The sequence below is a fragment of the Pyxidicoccus xibeiensis genome (assembly GCF_024198175.1).
Classification (GTDB): domain Bacteria; phylum Myxococcota; class Myxococcia; order Myxococcales; family Myxococcaceae; genus Myxococcus; species Myxococcus xibeiensis.
Genome location: NZ_JAJVKV010000003.1, coordinates 825,637 through 840,072, shown reverse-complemented (window position 1 = coordinate 840,072; position 14,436 = coordinate 825,637). Strand labels below are relative to the sequence as shown.

14 protein-coding genes are annotated in these 14,436 nt (G+C 69.9%); 6 read left to right on the top strand and 8 right to left on the bottom strand.

The genetic code is table 11. The features are described from left to right. Positions 1-6 precede the first annotated feature (6 nt). Positions 7-1,149 (bottom strand): alpha/beta fold hydrolase, encoded by a 1,143-nt coding sequence (locus LXT23_RS16310; RefSeq protein ID WP_253981076.1) that lies wholly within the window; start codon positions 1,147-1,149, stop codon positions 7-9. A 118-nt stretch (positions 1,150-1,267) separates the two neighbouring features. On the opposite strand from LXT23_RS16310, the gene pssA reads away from it, so the two are divergent. From pssA to LXT23_RS16290, 4 genes are all read left to right on the top strand, one after another. Next, the gene (gene pssA / locus LXT23_RS16305) at positions 1,268-2,137 is read left to right on the top strand and encodes a CDP-diacylglycerol--serine O-phosphatidyltransferase (RefSeq protein ID WP_253981075.1); all 870 of its coding nucleotides are present in this window, start codon (positions 1,268-1,270) and stop codon (positions 2,135-2,137) included. Positions 2,138-2,254: 117 nt separating this feature from the next. Beyond that, on the top strand, positions 2,255-3,520 hold the full coding sequence (locus LXT23_RS16300; RefSeq protein WP_253981074.1) for a CinA family nicotinamide mononucleotide deamidase-related protein: 1,266 nt from the start codon (positions 2,255-2,257) through the stop codon (positions 3,518-3,520). A gap of 368 nt (positions 3,521-3,888) precedes the next feature. Continuing rightward, positions 3,889-5,226, top strand: coding sequence for a hypothetical protein (locus LXT23_RS16295; RefSeq protein ID WP_407692886.1), 1,338 nt, complete (start codon positions 3,889-3,891; stop codon positions 5,224-5,226). A 57-nt stretch (positions 5,227-5,283) separates the two neighbouring features. Continuing rightward, positions 5,284-5,787, top strand: coding sequence for a DUF1285 domain-containing protein (locus LXT23_RS16290; RefSeq protein WP_253981073.1), 504 nt, complete (start codon positions 5,284-5,286; stop codon positions 5,785-5,787). Here LXT23_RS16290 and recA read toward each other — a convergent pair. Further along, on the bottom strand, positions 5,784-6,812 hold the full coding sequence (gene recA / locus LXT23_RS16285) for a recombinase RecA (RefSeq protein ID WP_253981072.1): 1,029 nt from the start codon (positions 6,810-6,812) through the stop codon (positions 5,784-5,786). The two genes, LXT23_RS16290 and recA, sit on opposite strands and share 4 nt — an antisense overlap. 418 nt (positions 6,813-7,230) lie before the next feature. On the opposite strand from recA, the gene LXT23_RS16280 reads away from it, so the two are divergent. After that, the gene (locus tag LXT23_RS16280) at positions 7,231-8,613 is read left to right on the top strand and encodes an NAD(P)/FAD-dependent oxidoreductase (RefSeq protein WP_253981071.1); all 1,383 of its coding nucleotides are present in this window, start codon (positions 7,231-7,233) and stop codon (positions 8,611-8,613) included. 17 nt (positions 8,614-8,630) lie between these two features. On the opposite strand, the gene LXT23_RS16275 is transcribed toward LXT23_RS16280, so the two are convergent. Next, positions 8,631-10,262: a YifB family Mg chelatase-like AAA ATPase gene (locus LXT23_RS16275; protein ID WP_253981070.1), complete on the bottom strand. Its 1,632-nt coding sequence runs from the start codon at positions 10,260-10,262 to the stop codon at positions 8,631-8,633. 197 nt (positions 10,263-10,459) lie between these two features. Here LXT23_RS16275 and LXT23_RS16270 point away from each other — a divergent pair, with 197 nt between their 5' ends. After that, on the top strand, positions 10,460-11,131 hold the full coding sequence (locus LXT23_RS16270) for a hypothetical protein (RefSeq protein ID WP_323378978.1): 672 nt from the start codon (positions 10,460-10,462) through the stop codon (positions 11,129-11,131). Here the strand turns inward: LXT23_RS16270 and LXT23_RS16265 are convergent. From LXT23_RS16265 to LXT23_RS16245, 5 genes are all read right to left on the bottom strand, one after another. Beyond that, complete coding sequence (locus LXT23_RS16265) at positions 11,032-11,655, bottom strand: DUF2378 family protein (RefSeq protein ID WP_253981068.1); 624 nt, start codon at positions 11,653-11,655, stop codon at positions 11,032-11,034. The two genes, LXT23_RS16270 and LXT23_RS16265, sit on opposite strands and share 100 nt — an antisense overlap. 80 nt (positions 11,656-11,735) lie before the next feature. Then, positions 11,736-12,245, bottom strand: coding sequence for an ExbD/TolR family protein (locus tag LXT23_RS16260; protein WP_253981067.1), 510 nt, complete (start codon positions 12,243-12,245; stop codon positions 11,736-11,738). Further along, positions 12,245-12,658 carry an ExbD/TolR family protein gene (locus LXT23_RS16255; RefSeq protein WP_253981066.1) on the bottom strand — a complete coding sequence of 138 codons (414 nt, stop codon included), beginning with the start codon at positions 12,656-12,658 and terminating at the stop codon, positions 12,245-12,247. Before LXT23_RS16255 ends, LXT23_RS16260 begins: the two co-directional genes overlap by 1 nt. Before the next feature lie 131 nt (positions 12,659-12,789). Further along, positions 12,790-13,473 carry a MotA/TolQ/ExbB proton channel family protein gene (locus LXT23_RS16250; RefSeq protein WP_253981065.1) on the bottom strand — a complete coding sequence of 228 codons (684 nt, stop codon included), beginning with the start codon at positions 13,471-13,473 and terminating at the stop codon, positions 12,790-12,792. Between the two features lie 65 nt (positions 13,474-13,538). Continuing rightward, positions 13,539-14,282, bottom strand: coding sequence for an energy transducer TonB (locus LXT23_RS16245; protein ID WP_253981064.1), 744 nt, complete (start codon positions 14,280-14,282; stop codon positions 13,539-13,541). Between the last annotated feature and the right edge of the window lie 154 nt (positions 14,283-14,436).

Here is a 14,436-nt window from a genome sequence, read left to right as displayed (position 1 = left end):
CGCGCATCACGCCTGCCGCTGCAGGGAGATGGAGGGCTCGGAGGGCTCGGCGGGGGAAGACAGGCGGGTGGCGTGCTGCTCCAGCCACTCACGGATGACGGGATAGACCTCCGAGGGCGCGCCCGTGCCGAAGATGAGGTCCCCGTGTCCGTAGTCCATCTTGTCGCCGTGGTCCCTGCCGAACACGTGCAGCGTGCGGTCGGGCGCGCTGGCGAGCGCGAACTGGGACTGCACGTTCTCCGCGGTGGCCAGCCGGTCCGAGCTGCCGCCCATGACGAGCAGCGGGAGCCGCAGGCGGGTGATGCCCTCGCGCCAGTCCGTGGCGCGGTCGAAGGAGCGGAACGCGTCGTGCTCAATCCAGTCCTGGAACTGGAGCAGCACCTTGCGGCTCATCGACGACATCATGTTCGCGTAGACCTGCCGCTGGATGCGCGGAGGGATGTGCTCCGGGTTCACCAGCAGGTCCGAGAGGGGCAGGGTGACGTAGCCGAGGAAGGGCGCGAGGCTGGCGCTCATCCACTCCTGCCGGAAGCGCGCGGGCCACGCGGCGCGCACGCCCATGGAGATGAGCGCGCGCATCAGGGGCCCGGACTTGAAGTGCACGGGCGCGCCCAGGGTGAGCAGCCCCGCCAGCTTCTCTCCCTGGGGCCCCTGCGCCACGCCGTAGCCCACCAGCCCGCCCAGTGAGTGACCGAGCCAGAAGGCCCGCTTCGCGCCCGTCTCCTTCAGCGCCAGCTCCAGCAGCGCGGGCCCGTCCTGGAGGATGTGGTCGTCGATGGTGAAGTCCGTGTACCGCCGGCCCGGAGGCGGACTTCGCGAGTGGCCGGTGCCGCGCCACTCGACGCTGAAGCAGTCGAAGCCGGCCTCGGCCAGGTAGTGCGCCACGGAGTAGGGCGGCTCGAAGTCGAAGGTGAAGCGGTTGGCGGCCAGCCCGTGGCACAGCAGCACCGGCTCCTCGAAGCGGCGGACCGTGGCGCGCCGCGCGTGGACGGTCAGCTCCCAGCCGTCGGCGCACCGGGCGCGCAGCGTCTGCGGCAGCGTCGTCCGGGGGCGGTACCACCGCCGCACGGCCGCTACCCAGACGACGTTCCACAGAAACAGGGCGAGCATGGCGACCAGCACCCACACGCCCCACCGCCAGGCATCCATTTCGCCTCCTTATCGGACCTCGGGGTGACGATGACGCAAATAAAACCCTGCTAAGGTCGGTTGCACCCGCCGTCCTGCTGCCGGAACTCACGGGCATCAAAGGAAGTCGAGGGAATAGATGAAGCTGCGGAAACTGATGTTCGTGCTTCCGAACCTTTTCACTGTCACGTCCATCTTCTGTGGCTTCTATGCCATCACCCTCTGCACGGGTGAGGCAGGTCCCGTGCAGCTCTACCAGGCGGCCCTGTCCATCTTCTTCGCCATGTTCTTCGACGGGATGGACGGCCGGGTGGCCCGCCTGACGAAGACGCAGAGCGACTTTGGCGTGCAGCTCGACAGCCTGGCGGACGTGATGTCGTTCGGGGTGGCGCCTGGCCTCCTGGTCTACAAGTGGGCGCTCTCGCCGCTGGGCTTCGCGGGCCTGTTCGTCGCCTTCGCCTTCACCGCGTGCGGCGCGCTGCGGCTGGCGCGCTTCAATGTGCTGGCGGCGCGCAACCCGCACGGGGGCGGGGGGCGCTTCTTCGTGGGCCTGCCGATTCCCCTGGCGGCGGGCATGCTGGTGTCGGTCATCATCTCGCACCACGCGGCCGCCGGAGGGCAGCCGCTGCACGAGGCCGCCGCGGTGCCGGTGGCGGCGGCGGTGGTGGGCCTGTCGCTGCTGATGGTGTCGACGGTGCGCTACCGCACCTTCAAGGACGCGCGTCCCAGCCGCAAGAGCGCGCTGACCCTCATGCTGGTGGTGGTCGGCGGCGTGGCGATTGCCACCCGGTTCCACCCGGCCTGGGTGCTGGTGGCCTGCTGCGGGGCGTACCTGGTGCTGGGGCTGGTGGAGTCCGCGGTGCTGGTGCGCAGCCGGCTGGTGGCGCGCAAGGTGGCCCCGGGGGCCGCCGCCGCGGTGGCGGTCGCCGCCGTCATCGATGACGAGGACGAGGAAGAGGACGCCGACGAAGAGGCCGGCCCGGGCAACGACGGTCCCGCGTACCTCTGACGGTTCCTGCCCGGGAGGGTGCCTTCCGGGCCGCACCGTCGGGCTCCGGACCCGGGGGCCGGTGGACTTCCTTCAATCCGTGCCGGCTTCGCGCGGTGCCGCTAGGATGCGCGGCCCATGCGCGTCGAGCTGCTGTGTACCGGTGACGAGCTCGTCACCGGCCTCATCACGGACACCAACAGCACGTACCTGGAAGCCCGCCTCTTCGACCTGGGAGTGAAGGTCGAGCGCGTGGTGACTGTCGGCGACGTGAGGCCGCACATCACCCAGGCGCTCCGCGAGGCGGCCTCGCGGGCGGACGTGGTGGTGGTGTCCGGCGGGCTGGGGCCCACGGCGGACGACTTCACCCTCGAGTGCGCCGCCGAGGCCGCGGGGGTGTCGTTCGGCGAGGACGCCCGGGTGCTCGACTGGCTGCGCGAGCGGTATGCCGCGCGGGGGATGGCCCTCAACCCCGGTGCGCTGCGCATGGCGCGCATCCCCCACGGCGCCGAGCCCGTGCGCAACCCGCAGGGCTCCGCGCCCCTGGTCATCCTCACCCTGGGGCGGTGCCGTCTCTTCTTCCTCCCCGGCGTGCCGCGCGAGTTCAAGGCGCTGCTGGACGGTGAGGTCCTGCCTCGCCTCCGGACCTGGCTGGAGGCCGAGCCCGGCCGCACGTACCGCGCCTTCCGCCTGCTGCGCACGGTGGGCATCTACGAGTCGGAGCTCGACCAGGCGGTGATGCCGCTGGCCCCGAGCCACCCGCGCGTGGTGTTCGGCTTCCGCACACATGCGCCGGAGAACCACCTGAAGCTGATGGCCGAGGCGCCCTCGCAGGCCGAGGCTGACGCCGCGCTCGCCGCCGTGGAGGCGGAGTGCCGCCGGCTGCTGGGCGCGCACGTGTTCGGCGCGGACGCGAACGAGTACGCCCCGGTGCTCCTGGGCCTGCTCGGGCGCGTGGGAGCCACGCTGGCGACGGCGGAGAGCTGCACCGGCGGCCTCATCGCCCAGCAGCTCACCGCGGTGTCGGGGGCCAGCAGCGTCTTCATCGGCGGCGCGGTGGTGTACTCGGAGAAGATGAAGTCCGCGTGGGTGGGCGTCCCCGCCGAGGTGCTCGAGCGCCACACCGCCGTGTCGCGCGAGACGGCCATCGCCATGGCCGAGGGCGTGCGCGCCGCCTGTGGCACCACGTTTGGCCTGTCGGTGACGGGCTACGCGGGCCCGGGAGGCGGGACACCGGAGGACCCGGTGGGCACCGTGTATTGCGCGCTGGCCGGCGCGGGGATGACCACCCGCTGCGACCGCATGACCTTCTCCGGCGACCGCGACCGCGTGCGCCTGTTCGCCGCCTCCCACACGCTGGAGATGCTGCGGCAGCACCTGCTCGCCGCGCCCGCCACCCCATGAGCCGCTCCAAGTCCAAGCGCCCCCGTCCGTCTCCCGCCGCGCCCAAGGGGTCCGGTCCGGTCAACCCGGCGGCCCCCGGTGCCGAGACCCCCGCCGGAGCCTCCTCCTCGGGAATCTCCGCGTCCGGAGAAGCCCGCGCGGCCACCCCGGCGGCCCCCGGAACAGCGCCCATTGCAGGAACCACCGCGCCCGGAGACGCCCGCGCGGCCACCCCGGCGGCGCCCGGCACCTCGCCGGTCTCGGGAGCCTCTGCGCCCGGCGGTACCCACACTGCCGCGCCATCCGCAGTCGCCGACCCCGGCGCGCCCGGAGACAGGGGGACTGCGTCAGCTCCCGTCGCTCCGCCGGCCTCGCCGGAGACGCCGGCCGTGCCGAAGGGGCCCATGGGAGGCCTGCCGCTCAACATCCTGCGCGTGTGGCTGTCCGCCTACCGCGTGGAGGTGGGGCTGTTCCTGGTGGCCTTCGTGGTGCTGGCCAGCTTCAGCTCGCAGCGCTTCCTGCGCCAGAGCGCGGCGCCGCACTTCATCTACCAGTCCCAGTCCTGGCTCGACGGCCGGCTGGACCTGGACCCCCAACTGCTGCCGAACCTGGAGGACTGGGCCTGCGTGCGGGTGGTGGGCGGCGAGAAGGTCCGCTGCGAGGGCCGGCCGCTCCCGACGGACCGCTGGTTCGTGAGCTTCCCGCCGTTTCCCTCGGTGGTGATGCTGCCCTTCGTCGCGCTGCACGGCTACCAGTTCAACGACACCTCCTTCGGCGTCATCGTGGGCGCGCTGGCGGTGGCGCTCTTCTATTCGCTGCTGCGCTTCCTGGCGAAGGAGGGTGAATCGGCGCGCAACCGCGACGAGAACATCGCCCTGGCGCTCATCCTCTCCTTCGGCACCCTGTTCTTCTACTGCGCCATCCGCGGCGAGGTCTGGTTCAGCGCCGAGGTCATGGGCGTGGCCTTCACCTGCCTCTACGCGCGCAACGCGGTGCGCGCCCACCGGCCGCTGCTCGCGGGCCTGTTCTTCTCCATGGCCACGCTCACGCGCACGCCGCTGCTCTTCACGGGGCTCTTCTTCGTCCTGGAGGCGCTGTGCCCCGGGCCGGGCTCCCGGCTGGAGCAGCTCAAGTCCCTGGGGCGGGACTGGAAGCCCGCGGCGCGCAGGCTGGGCCTGTTCGCCCTGGGGGCCGCGCCGCTCGGGGGGCTCGCGGCGGTGTACAACGTCTACCGCTTTGGCCGCCTGGGCGAGTTCGGCCACTCGTTCCTCTTCAACAACCGCGTCAACGTGGACATCGACCGCACGGGCCTGTTCAGCCTGGCGTACCTGCCGCGCAACCTGGAGGCGGCCTTCCTCAAGCTGCCCCGGCTCTCGCTGGAGCCGCTGCGGCTCTCGTATGACCCGCACGGCCTGACGCTGCTGCTCACGCTGCCGCTGCTCGTCTTCCTGCTCATCCCGAAGACGCGCCCGCGTCTGCACTGGCCGCTGTGGCTCACCGTGGCCGTGTGCGCGCTGCCGGGCCTCTTCTACCAGAACACCGGCTACATGCAGTTCGGCTTCCGCTTCAGCCTCGACTACACGCCCTACCTCCTGCTGCTGTTCGCCATCGGTGGCTGGTCCCTGCGCAACCGCGCGGTGCTGGCCGCGGTAGCGCTCGGCGTGCTGGTGAACTTCTGGGGCGCCGCGGCCTTCCGCGGCTACACCGAGCTTGTCCGGAACTGGTAGGCGTCCGGAGTCTCCCGACTTGAATCCTCCGTCCCCCGGTCGCACATAAGAGAGGCCATGCAACCTCCCACCGGACAGCCCCCTCCCGGCAAGCGCTGGCATACCCGCGAGGACAGCGGCATCCGCCTCGACGCAGCGCTGCGCTGGTGGCACGACGACGAGCCCATCCAGCACCCGAAAATCATCGAGCTCTTCAACAGCTCCCTGGTGCTGGACGAGGCCGGCCGCTACCAGCTGCGCATCGGCAACGACTGGTGCTACGTCCAGGTGGAGGACGCCGCCTACGAGGTGCGCACCGTGGACGTCACCCAGGACGAGCGGGTCTCCATCCGCCTGAGTGACCGCACCGCCGAGGCCCTGGACACCGCCACCCTGCGCGTGGCGCCGGATGGCGTCCTCGCCTGCCACGTGAAGCAGGGCCGGGCCCGGGCGCGCTTCTCTCGCGACGCCCAGTACCAGCTGGGACAGCTGTTGGAGGAAGGTCCGGAAGGTGGGCTCGTGCTGTGCGCCGGTCAGCGCCGGCTGCCGTTCCCGGTGTCCCTGGACGCGCTGTCCCCCTAGGCCGCCGCCTCCACGGGAGCAGGAGGGCAGGGGAGCGCCGGCGTGCCCGTGAGCTCCCGGGCGAGCGCTTCCATGACGTCCGGGTGCTCGCGCAGCCACTCCATGGCGCGCTCCCGGCCCTGGCCGATGCGCTCGCCGCGCAGGCTGAAGTGGCTGCCCGACTTCTCGATGAGGCCGGTGGCCACGCCCAGGTCCAGCACCTCGGCCGCGCGGTGGATGCCCACGCCATACAGCAGGTCGAACTCCGTCTCCTGGAAGGGCGGGGCCACCTTGTTCTTCACCACCTTCACCCGCGCCCGCGAGCCCACCACCGCGTCCCCCTCCTTGAGGTTGCCCGTGCGGCGAATCTCCATCCGCACCGACGAGTAGAACTTCAGCGCGTTGCCGCCCGTGGTGGTCTCCGGGTTGCCGAACATCACGCCAATCTTCATGCGAATCTGGTTGATGAAGATGATGCAGGTGCCCGAGCGGCTCACCGCGCCCGTCAGCTTGCGCAGCGCCTGGCTCATCAGCCGCGCCTGCACGCCCATGTGCGCGTCCCCCATCTCTCCCTCGATTTCGGCCTTGGGCACCAGCGCCGCCACCGAGTCCACGACGATGAGGTCCACCGCTCCCGAGCGCACCAGGTGCTCGGTGATTTCCAGCGCCTGCTCACCGGTGTCCGGCTGCGACACCAGCAGCTCCTCCACGCGCACGCCCAGCTTGCGCGCGTAGGACACGTCCAGCGCGTGCTCCGCGTCGATGAAGGCCGCCACGCCGCCCACCGCCTGCACCTGCGCAATCGCATGCAGCGTCAGCGTCGTCTTGCCCGACGACTCGTTGCCGAACACCTCCACCACGCGCCCGCGCGGGTAGCCGCCCACGCCGAGCGCCCGGTCCAGGCCCACCGAGCCGGAGGGAATGACGGCCACCTTCTGCTCCCGCGCCTCTGAGCCCAGCGTCATCACCGAGCCCCGGCCGAACTGCTTCTCGATTGCCGCCACCGCCGCCGCCACCGCCTTCAGCTTCTCCGCAAGCTTGCTCATCGCGTCTCCGGCTCCCTCGCCGCCCTGCCTGTGAGTGGGTGCTGCGCCACGGCGGCTTCGTAGGGCCGCCGCGCGCATCGGCTGCGCACCTGAGCAACGCCCGTGCCGGGCCGTCCTCCCTGGAGCGTGCGAGGGCGTGCCGTCCATGAGCGTGGCCCGGCGTCCCGCGCCTCGGAGTCCACGGGGACGCAGCACCTCTCCGCGCGCCTCCACCGCACACCAGCCCTGACACCCTGGCGTACGGCCACGCTCAGCTCCCGCCTCGGTGCGGCGGAGTCGGTGCGGGTATGTCCTCCGACTCTCGGGAACCCCCGGGCTTCCCGCGCTAATGGGTGGGTGCAGAGGGGGGCTCGCCTGCCTGCTGGCAACATGGCGCTTCGCGTTGAAGTTCGAGGGGCTCGGCATGAACTTCCCTGGCGTGAGCCCGAAACGCGAAGACCTGCCCCATGTGGTCATCCTCGGCGGAGGTTTTGCCGGCCTCTATGCCGCGCGGCACCTCCAGAAGGCGCCGGTGCGCGTGACGCTGGTGGATCGGCACAACCACCACCTGTTCCAGCCCCTGCTGTACCAGGTGGCCACGGCCACGCTCAGCCCCAGCGAGATTGCCTCACCGCTGCGCTCGTTGCTGGGCCCTCGCGGAATCAACGTGCTGCTGGCGGACGTGACGGGCGTGGACACGGCCCAGAAGCGCGTGCAGCTGGCCGACGGTGAGCTGCAGTACGACTACCTCATCATCGCCACTGGCGCGACGCACTCCTACTTCGGCAATGACCAGTGGGCGAAGTTCGCCCCGGGGCTGAAGTCCATCGAGGACGCGGTGGAGATTCGCCGCCGCATCCTGATGGCCTTCGAACTGGCCGAGCGTGAGACGGACCCGGAGCGCCGCCGCGCGCTGCTCAACTTCGTCATCATCGGCGCGGGCCCCACGGGCGTGGAGCTCGCGGGCTCGCTGGCGGAGATCAGCCGCCACTCGCTGCCCGGAGACTTCCAGAACATCGACCCGCGTGACGCGCGCATCATCCTCATCGAGGGTGTGGACAAGGTGCTGCCCGTCTACCCGGACGACCTCTCGCAGAATGCCCGCCGCACGCTGGAGAAGCTGGGCGTGGAGGTCCGCACGGGCGCCCGCGTGACGAACATCGACGAGACGGGCGTCTTCATCGGCGCCGAGTTCATCCCCGCGCGCACGGTGCTCTGGGCAGCAGGGGTGGCCGCCTCGCCCGTGGCACGCTCGCTCGGCGTGGAGCTGGACCGGGCCGGGCGCGTCCAGGTGACGCCGGAGCTGACGGTGCCGGGCCATGACAACGTCTTCGTCGTCGGGGACCTGGCCTCCATCAAGGGCGCGGATGGGCAGCCCGTTCCCGGCCTCGCGCCCGCGGCGATGCAGGAGGGCAAGCACGCCGCGCTGAACCTCCGCCGCAAGCTCGAGGGCAAGCCGCTGGAGCCCTTCAAGTACTGGGACCGCGGCTCCTACGCGGTGATTGGCCGCGGGCACGCGGTGGGCATCGCCTTCCGCCGCTTCAAGCAGACCGGCTTCCCTGCGTGGATGGCCTGGCTCTTCATCCACATCGCCTTCCTCATCGGCTTCCGCAGCCGGCTGGCCGTGCTGCTCGACTGGGCCTACTCGTACCTGACGTTCGCCAAGTCGGCCCGCATCATCACCGGCCCCACGCCCCGACTGGAGGCGCGGCGGAAGGCTCCCGCGCTCGCCACGGATGGGAGCTCGCATCTTCTGGAGGCGGAGGCCACGGCCCGGGCCAGCGTCACCCATCCCGAGCCCACGACGCCGGCCCCCCACTGACGGCTGCGTCGGCGCCGTCAGTGGCCCTCGTGCGGGCTCGCCCGACCGGAGGGCGCCAACGCGCGAGGTGGGTCGTGCTGCCTGTCGGTGCGGGCCAACTGCGCGTTGCCGTGAAGGTAGTTGCGCCGGTCCAGCATCCGGCAGTCCACGGCGAGCTGCATGTCCACGGCCTCGATGCGGGAGTGCCCCTCCAGGTCCGCCCGGGTGAGGGCCAGCTTCAGGAGGCGGTCATGGGCGCGCGCGGACAGCGCGTGGTTCTGGACCGCCCGCGCCAGCATCTCCTCGGCACGCGCACTCATCACGCAGTGGCGGCGCAGCAGATGGGAGGGGAGCTGCGCGTTGCAGTAGATGCCAGGCTCGTCCCGGAAGCGCAGCCGCTGTCGCTCCCGCGCCGCCTGGACCCGCTCACGGTAGTAACGGCTGGTCGGCTCGCGCGCGTCGGCTCGCGCCAGCTCCTGGTACTCCACCGCCCGGGTCTGCATGCTGATGTCGATGCGGTCCATCAGGGGGCCGCTCACCCGCGTGTGGTAGTCGAACACGCGGCCCTGATGGCAGGTGCAGATGCGCCCCGGGACGTTGTAGTAGCCGCAGGGGCAGGGGTTCATCGCCGCCACCAGCATCACCCGGCACGGATAGGTGATGTGCTGGTTGGCCCGGGCCAGGTGGATGACGCCTTCCTCCATGGGCTGGCGCAGCACCTCCAGCACGTGCTTCCGGAACTCGGGCAGCTCGTCGAGGAACAGCACGCCATGGTGCGCCAGGGACAGCTCTCCAGGACGTGCCATCGGCCCGCCGCCCACCAGCCCCGCGTCCGACAGGGTGTGGTGCGGTGCCCGGAAGGGCCGCTCGCGCATCAACGCGTGTCCCTGCTCCAGCAGGCCCAGCACCGAGTAGACCTTCGTCACCTCCAGCGCCTCGGTGAAGGTCATCTCCGGGAGGATGCCGGGCAGCCGCCGCGCCAGCATGCTCTTCCCGGAGCCCGGGGGACCGCACATCAGCATGTTGTGTCCGCCGGCCGCCGCCAGCTCCAGGGCCAGCTTCAGCTCCGGCTGGCCCCGCACGTCCGCCATGTCCGGCTCACCCTGGCCCGGTGCCGACCTCGCCGGGCCACCGTCCCGGACATACGGCGTCACCCGCACGGCTCCCGTGAGGTGGTCCACCGCCTCGCGCAGGTGGGTCACGGGCAGGACCTGGAGCCCCTCCACGAGTGACGCCTCCGCCGCGTTGGCCGCCGGTACCATCACCCCCTCGAAGCCGCCGGCCCGCGCCGCCACCGCCAGCGGCAGCACGCCCTTGATGGGCCGGAGGGAGCCGTCGAGCGAGAGCTCCCCGCCGAAGAGCAGCCGCCCCAGCGGGGCTTCGTCGAGCTGCCGGGCCGCCACCAGCACCCCCAGGGCGATGGGCAGCTCGAAGGCCGCGCCTTCTTTCTTCAACTCCGCCGGCGCGAGATTCACCGTGATGCGCTTCTGCGGCAGCTCGAAGCCCGTGTTCTTCAGCGCGGAGATGACCCGCACCTTGGACTCCCGCACCGCCCCCTCCGCCTGCCCCACGACGTTGAAGTAGGGCAGGCCGAGCGCCATGTCGACCTCGCACTCCACCACCACCGCGTCGATGCCCATCAACGCCCCCGACCGCACCCTCGCCAGCATGTCCCGTCCTCTCCCGAAGCCCTCCGCCAGCCCTTCAGCAATGGCCGTACCGGGAGCCCACCCGGGGCGTAGGGCCACCCGCCCCAATCCGCGGCGACGGATGCCCATCCCACCCGTGAGAGCCTGATTCCAAGCGCACCGGATTAGTGAACCGGGGACTGGCGATGTCCGGTTGAGTCCTGTACGTTGCCGCCCACATGGGGGATGCCATGGGGGCAGAAGTCGCAGTGGAGGCGCAGGCTCGTCAACGCCGTCCGGTCCGCATCCGTCGCGCGGACATGAAGCGCGGCCAGCGCATGAAGCTGGCATTCGCGGTCTTCCGTTTCTGCCTCTACGGGATGATGGGGCTGAGCTCGGAGATCTTCTTCTACAACCTGGTGAGGATTGCCCGGAACGTGCCCCTGCTGGAGGCGCTCTTCCGGTTCCAGTGGCGGGTGGATGAGCGCCTGGGGCTCAATGCCATCTGGGACACGCCCATCTCCGCCGCCTACGGCCAGTGCTCGCTGTGGATGTTCGTCGTCTACGGCGTGGCGTGCTTCTTCTTCGTCGAGCCGCTGTACCGGTGGATGCTGTACCAGCACACCGCCCTGCGCGCCGCCATCTACGGCATCGTCATCCTGCTCTTCGAGGGCTTCTGCGGCGTCGTGCTGTACCGGCTCACCGGCTACCGCATCTGGTACTACGGGGACGCGGGCGCCATCCTCTGGGAGATGACGTCCCTCTACATCCTGCCCATCTGGATGGTGACGGGCCTCATCGCCGAGTTCATCTACAGGGAGATGATGGACCCGGACCTCTTGGCCGCGCTCGAGTCGCCGCTGCCCGCCACGCCCGAGGAGACCGAGGCGTCCCTCCAGCTGATGCGGTAGGTGCAGGCATGGCCGTCGTAGCCTGAGTTCTCGATGACGATGCCCTGCGCGCCGGACACCCGCAGGCCCGCGTGGATGATGCCCGCGGTGAAGGCCGGGTAGGCCCCCACCTCGTTCATCCACAGCTCGAACTGCGTCGGTCCCAGCTCCTTCAGCTTGGACTCGGTGTAGTTGTTGCCGGCGCGGAAGCTCTGGGTGGCCCGCATCAGCGCCCGCCGGGGCCCCAGCACGCGCAGCAGGGATAGCACCGCGCGCCCCAGCATCGTCTCGCGGAAGCCTTCAATGTAGGCCTCCCCCAGCTTCCAGGTGCCCTGCTCCAGGGGCTCCTGGGGGAACAGCTCCTCCGAGGTGATGCGGAGGAACGTCATCCACGACTGGAAGGGGTAGGCGGGCCGCAGCTTCTGGTCCACATCGAGCCCTGCCTGGCGCAGCCGGGCCTTGCATTCGGGCGTCAGCCGCCCCGCGAGTGCCCGGAGGAACAGAGCTTCGATGGTCTGCTCAAAGATGAGAAGCTCGTCGGCCATGAGCTTTTGACTCTAGCCGACGAGCTTCTCGATGTGAACCGCGACTCCAACCCGGAGCGTAGGCTCCGGCGAGGAGGCTCTCAGGGAGCGGGCGCGGGGGCTGGCGCGGGCGGCGCTGCGCCGGGGTCCGCTTCCGTTCCCTGGATGACGGCGTTCTGCGGGAGCTCGGTCGCCATGCCGAGCACCTTCGCTCCGGCGGCCCTTGCCCCGTCCAGGGCCACCACGAGGCGGCCGTAGTTCGTCGCGTCGTCCGCCATGAAGAAGACGATCTTCTCGTCCGGCTTCTTGGCCGCGAGCATGCGCTTGAGGCGGCTGACGTAGTCGGCGGGTTGGATCTTCTCCGTGTTGATGGAGTAGCCGCCGTCCTTGTCGAGCTGCACCACCAGCTGCTGGTCGTCCGGGTCCGGAGGCGGCTGCTCCTCGACCTCCGTGTCGGGGACTCGCACCAGGATGTCCTTCTCCAGGAGCGGCGTCACCACCATGAAGATGATGAGGAGCACCAACACCACGTCCACCAGCGGCGTGACGTTGATCTCGGAGTTCGGCGCGGAAGCGGGCTTCACCCACTGTCTCTGCTTGCGTCCGGCCATTACTTCTTCTCCTCTACGCCGAGCGCGATGGTCTTCGCCTTGGACTTGCGGGCCACGTCCAGCACCTTGCGCACGTCGCCGACGTTCAGGCTGTTGTCACCCTTGAGCAGGATCTTCTTGCCCGGATCCTTTCCCAGCTCCTCGGACAGCCGGTCCTGGAGTGCCTGATCATCCACCTGGTCATTCTCCACGAACACCTTCTTGTCCGGGGTAATGGAGAGGACGAGAGGGTCTGCGTCTTTGCCCCCCTCCTTCTCGATTTCGGTGGCCTTCGGCAGCTCCACGGACTTGCCGCGCTGGAGCATGGGGGTGACGACCATGAAGATGATGAGCAGCACCAACACCACGTCCACCAGGGGCGTGACGTTGATGTCGCTCTTGATGCCCCCCTTGGGGCCTGCTGACATTCCCATGCGTGTACCTGATTCCTGGATGGAGGAGGGCCCGCCCTCGGGCGGAGGCTCCGGCCCCGTCAGGAGCTGGAGCCGTACTCAGCTTGGAGGGCGGACCTCGGGTCGTCCCCGCGGGCTCGCCCCGGCCCTGCTCAGGCCGCGTGCGAGGAGTGCGCGCCGCCGCCCATGTGCCGGGCGACCACGTCCAGGAACTCGTTGGAGGACTCGGAGATGTCCACCGCGCGAGCATCCACCCAGCCCTGCAGGAAGTTGTACGCCATCACCGCGGGGATGGCCACGAGCAGACCGAAGGCCGTGGTGATGAGCGCCTCGGCGATACCGGCGGAGATGGTGCCCAGACCGCCGGAGCCGGAGGCCGCCATGAGCTGGAAGGCGGTGACGATACCCATCGTCGTGCCGAGCAGACCCACGAACGGGGCCGTGGAGCCGACCGTGGCCAGCAGGCCCAGGCCGCGCTTCATGCTCTGCACCTCACGCTGGGCCTGGCGCTCGAGCGCGCGCGCCACAGACTCCACCGCCACGTCCTTGTTGTTCGGGCTGATGCGGTACGCCGTCAGGCCGGCGTTGATGACGCGGCCCAGGTGGCCCACGTCCTTGCCGAGGTTGGTGTTGGCGGCCGTGTTCAGGTCGCCCTTAGCCAGGATGGCCCCCATCTTCGCCGCGAAGTTGCGGCTGTCGGCGCGCGTCTTCCGGAAGACGAGCATGCGCTCGGCCATCACGACCAGCGACGCAATCGACATGATGCCCAGCGTAAAGATGATGCAACGAGCGAAGAGGCCCGTGTGCGCCCAGATTCCAGCGATTGAAAAGTCCATGATTTGGAGCGCTCCTCCTCACGAGCGCGGGTGGTCTGCAGGTGCTTCTGTACAGCGCGCTGGAATCAGCGCGGCAGCTTGAAGTTCAGGGTGAAGGTGTAATCCACCTGGACCGGACGGCCCTGGAAGGTGACCGGCTTGTAACGTGACGAAGTCAGAGCGTCCAGGACGGCCTTCTCCATGTGGGGCAGGGGCTTGATGATCCGGCAGCGCTCCACTCGGCCTTCCACGGTGACGACGCACTTCACGATCATCGTGCCCGCCACACGGGCTTCCAGCGCCTCGCGCGTATACTCGGGCTGGGGACCGGAGACCTTCTCCGGGCGCGTCATGCCGGCGCCGAAGGGGAGCACGTCCGTGCCCGTTCCACCCAGCTGACCACCGACCACGCCACCAATCACTCCACCGACGACACCACCCACCACACCACCGGCGACGCCGCCCTCCACCCCGCCCTCGACCTCTTCCTCGGTGGCCTCTTCCGTGGGCTCCTCGGTAGGCTCCGCCTCCTTGGGAACCTCCTTAGGGACCTCCTTCGGCTGGACGATCTGATCCGGCTTCTTCGGCTTCTTCTGTTGCGTCTTCGGCTTGGAGGAAGACGCCGGAGGAGGCGGGGGGGGAGGCGGAGGCGGCGGGGCCATGGTGGCCTTCAGCGTGACCTCGATCTCCTTCTCTTCCTCGGGGGCCGGTCGCGTGGACAGCCAGAGCGCCAGGGCGAACAGGCCCACGTGGAGGATGACCGAGATGGTAGCCCCGACGCCGAACCGCGACTTGGGCCCCTGGCCACGGTCAAGGACTGAATCGAACATGTAGACTCCTCTTCACCAGTGGACAGCGCCACGCCCTGCCGGACGAAAGGGCGCGTCACCATACAGAAACCGGTTCGGCGTTCAAGCAGCCGTGTCAAACGGTCCGTGGCGTGATCGCGCAATTGCCCCACTGGTCACCAAAAAGCAACGGTCT

Bases quoted from the DNA above. Each gene is read 5' to 3' on its own strand.
- LXT23_RS16310 (WP_253981076.1), bottom strand. From the start codon at position 1,149: ATGGATGCCTGGCGGTGGGGCGTGTGGGTGCTGGTCGCCATGCTCGCC.
- pssA (WP_253981075.1), top strand. From the start codon at position 1,268: ATGAAGCTGCGGAAACTGATGTTCGTGCTTCCGAACCTTTTCACTGTC.
- LXT23_RS16300 (WP_253981074.1), top strand. From the start codon at position 2,255: ATGCGCGTCGAGCTGCTGTGTACCGGTGACGAGCTCGTCACCGGCCTC.
- LXT23_RS16290 (WP_253981073.1), top strand. From the start codon at position 5,284: ATGCAACCTCCCACCGGACAGCCCCCTCCCGGCAAGCGCTGGCATACC.
- recA (WP_253981072.1), bottom strand. From the start codon at position 6,812: ATGAGCAAGCTTGCGGAGAAGCTGAAGGCGGTGGCGGCGGCGGTGGCG.
- LXT23_RS16275 (WP_253981070.1), bottom strand. From the start codon at position 10,262: ATGCTGGCGAGGGTGCGGTCGGGGGCGTTGATGGGCATCGACGCGGTG.
- LXT23_RS16270 (WP_323378978.1), top strand. From the start codon at position 10,460: ATGGGGGATGCCATGGGGGCAGAAGTCGCAGTGGAGGCGCAGGCTCGT.
- LXT23_RS16265 (WP_253981068.1), bottom strand. From the start codon at position 11,655: ATGGCCGACGAGCTTCTCATCTTTGAGCAGACCATCGAAGCTCTGTTC.
- LXT23_RS16260 (WP_253981067.1), bottom strand. From the start codon at position 12,245: ATGGCCGGACGCAAGCAGAGACAGTGGGTGAAGCCCGCTTCCGCGCCG.
- LXT23_RS16255 (WP_253981066.1), bottom strand. From the start codon at position 12,658: ATGGGAATGTCAGCAGGCCCCAAGGGGGGCATCAAGAGCGACATCAAC.
- LXT23_RS16250 (WP_253981065.1), bottom strand. From the start codon at position 13,473: ATGGACTTTTCAATCGCTGGAATCTGGGCGCACACGGGCCTCTTCGCT.
- LXT23_RS16245 (WP_253981064.1), bottom strand. From the start codon at position 14,282: ATGTTCGATTCAGTCCTTGACCGTGGCCAGGGGCCCAAGTCGCGGTTC.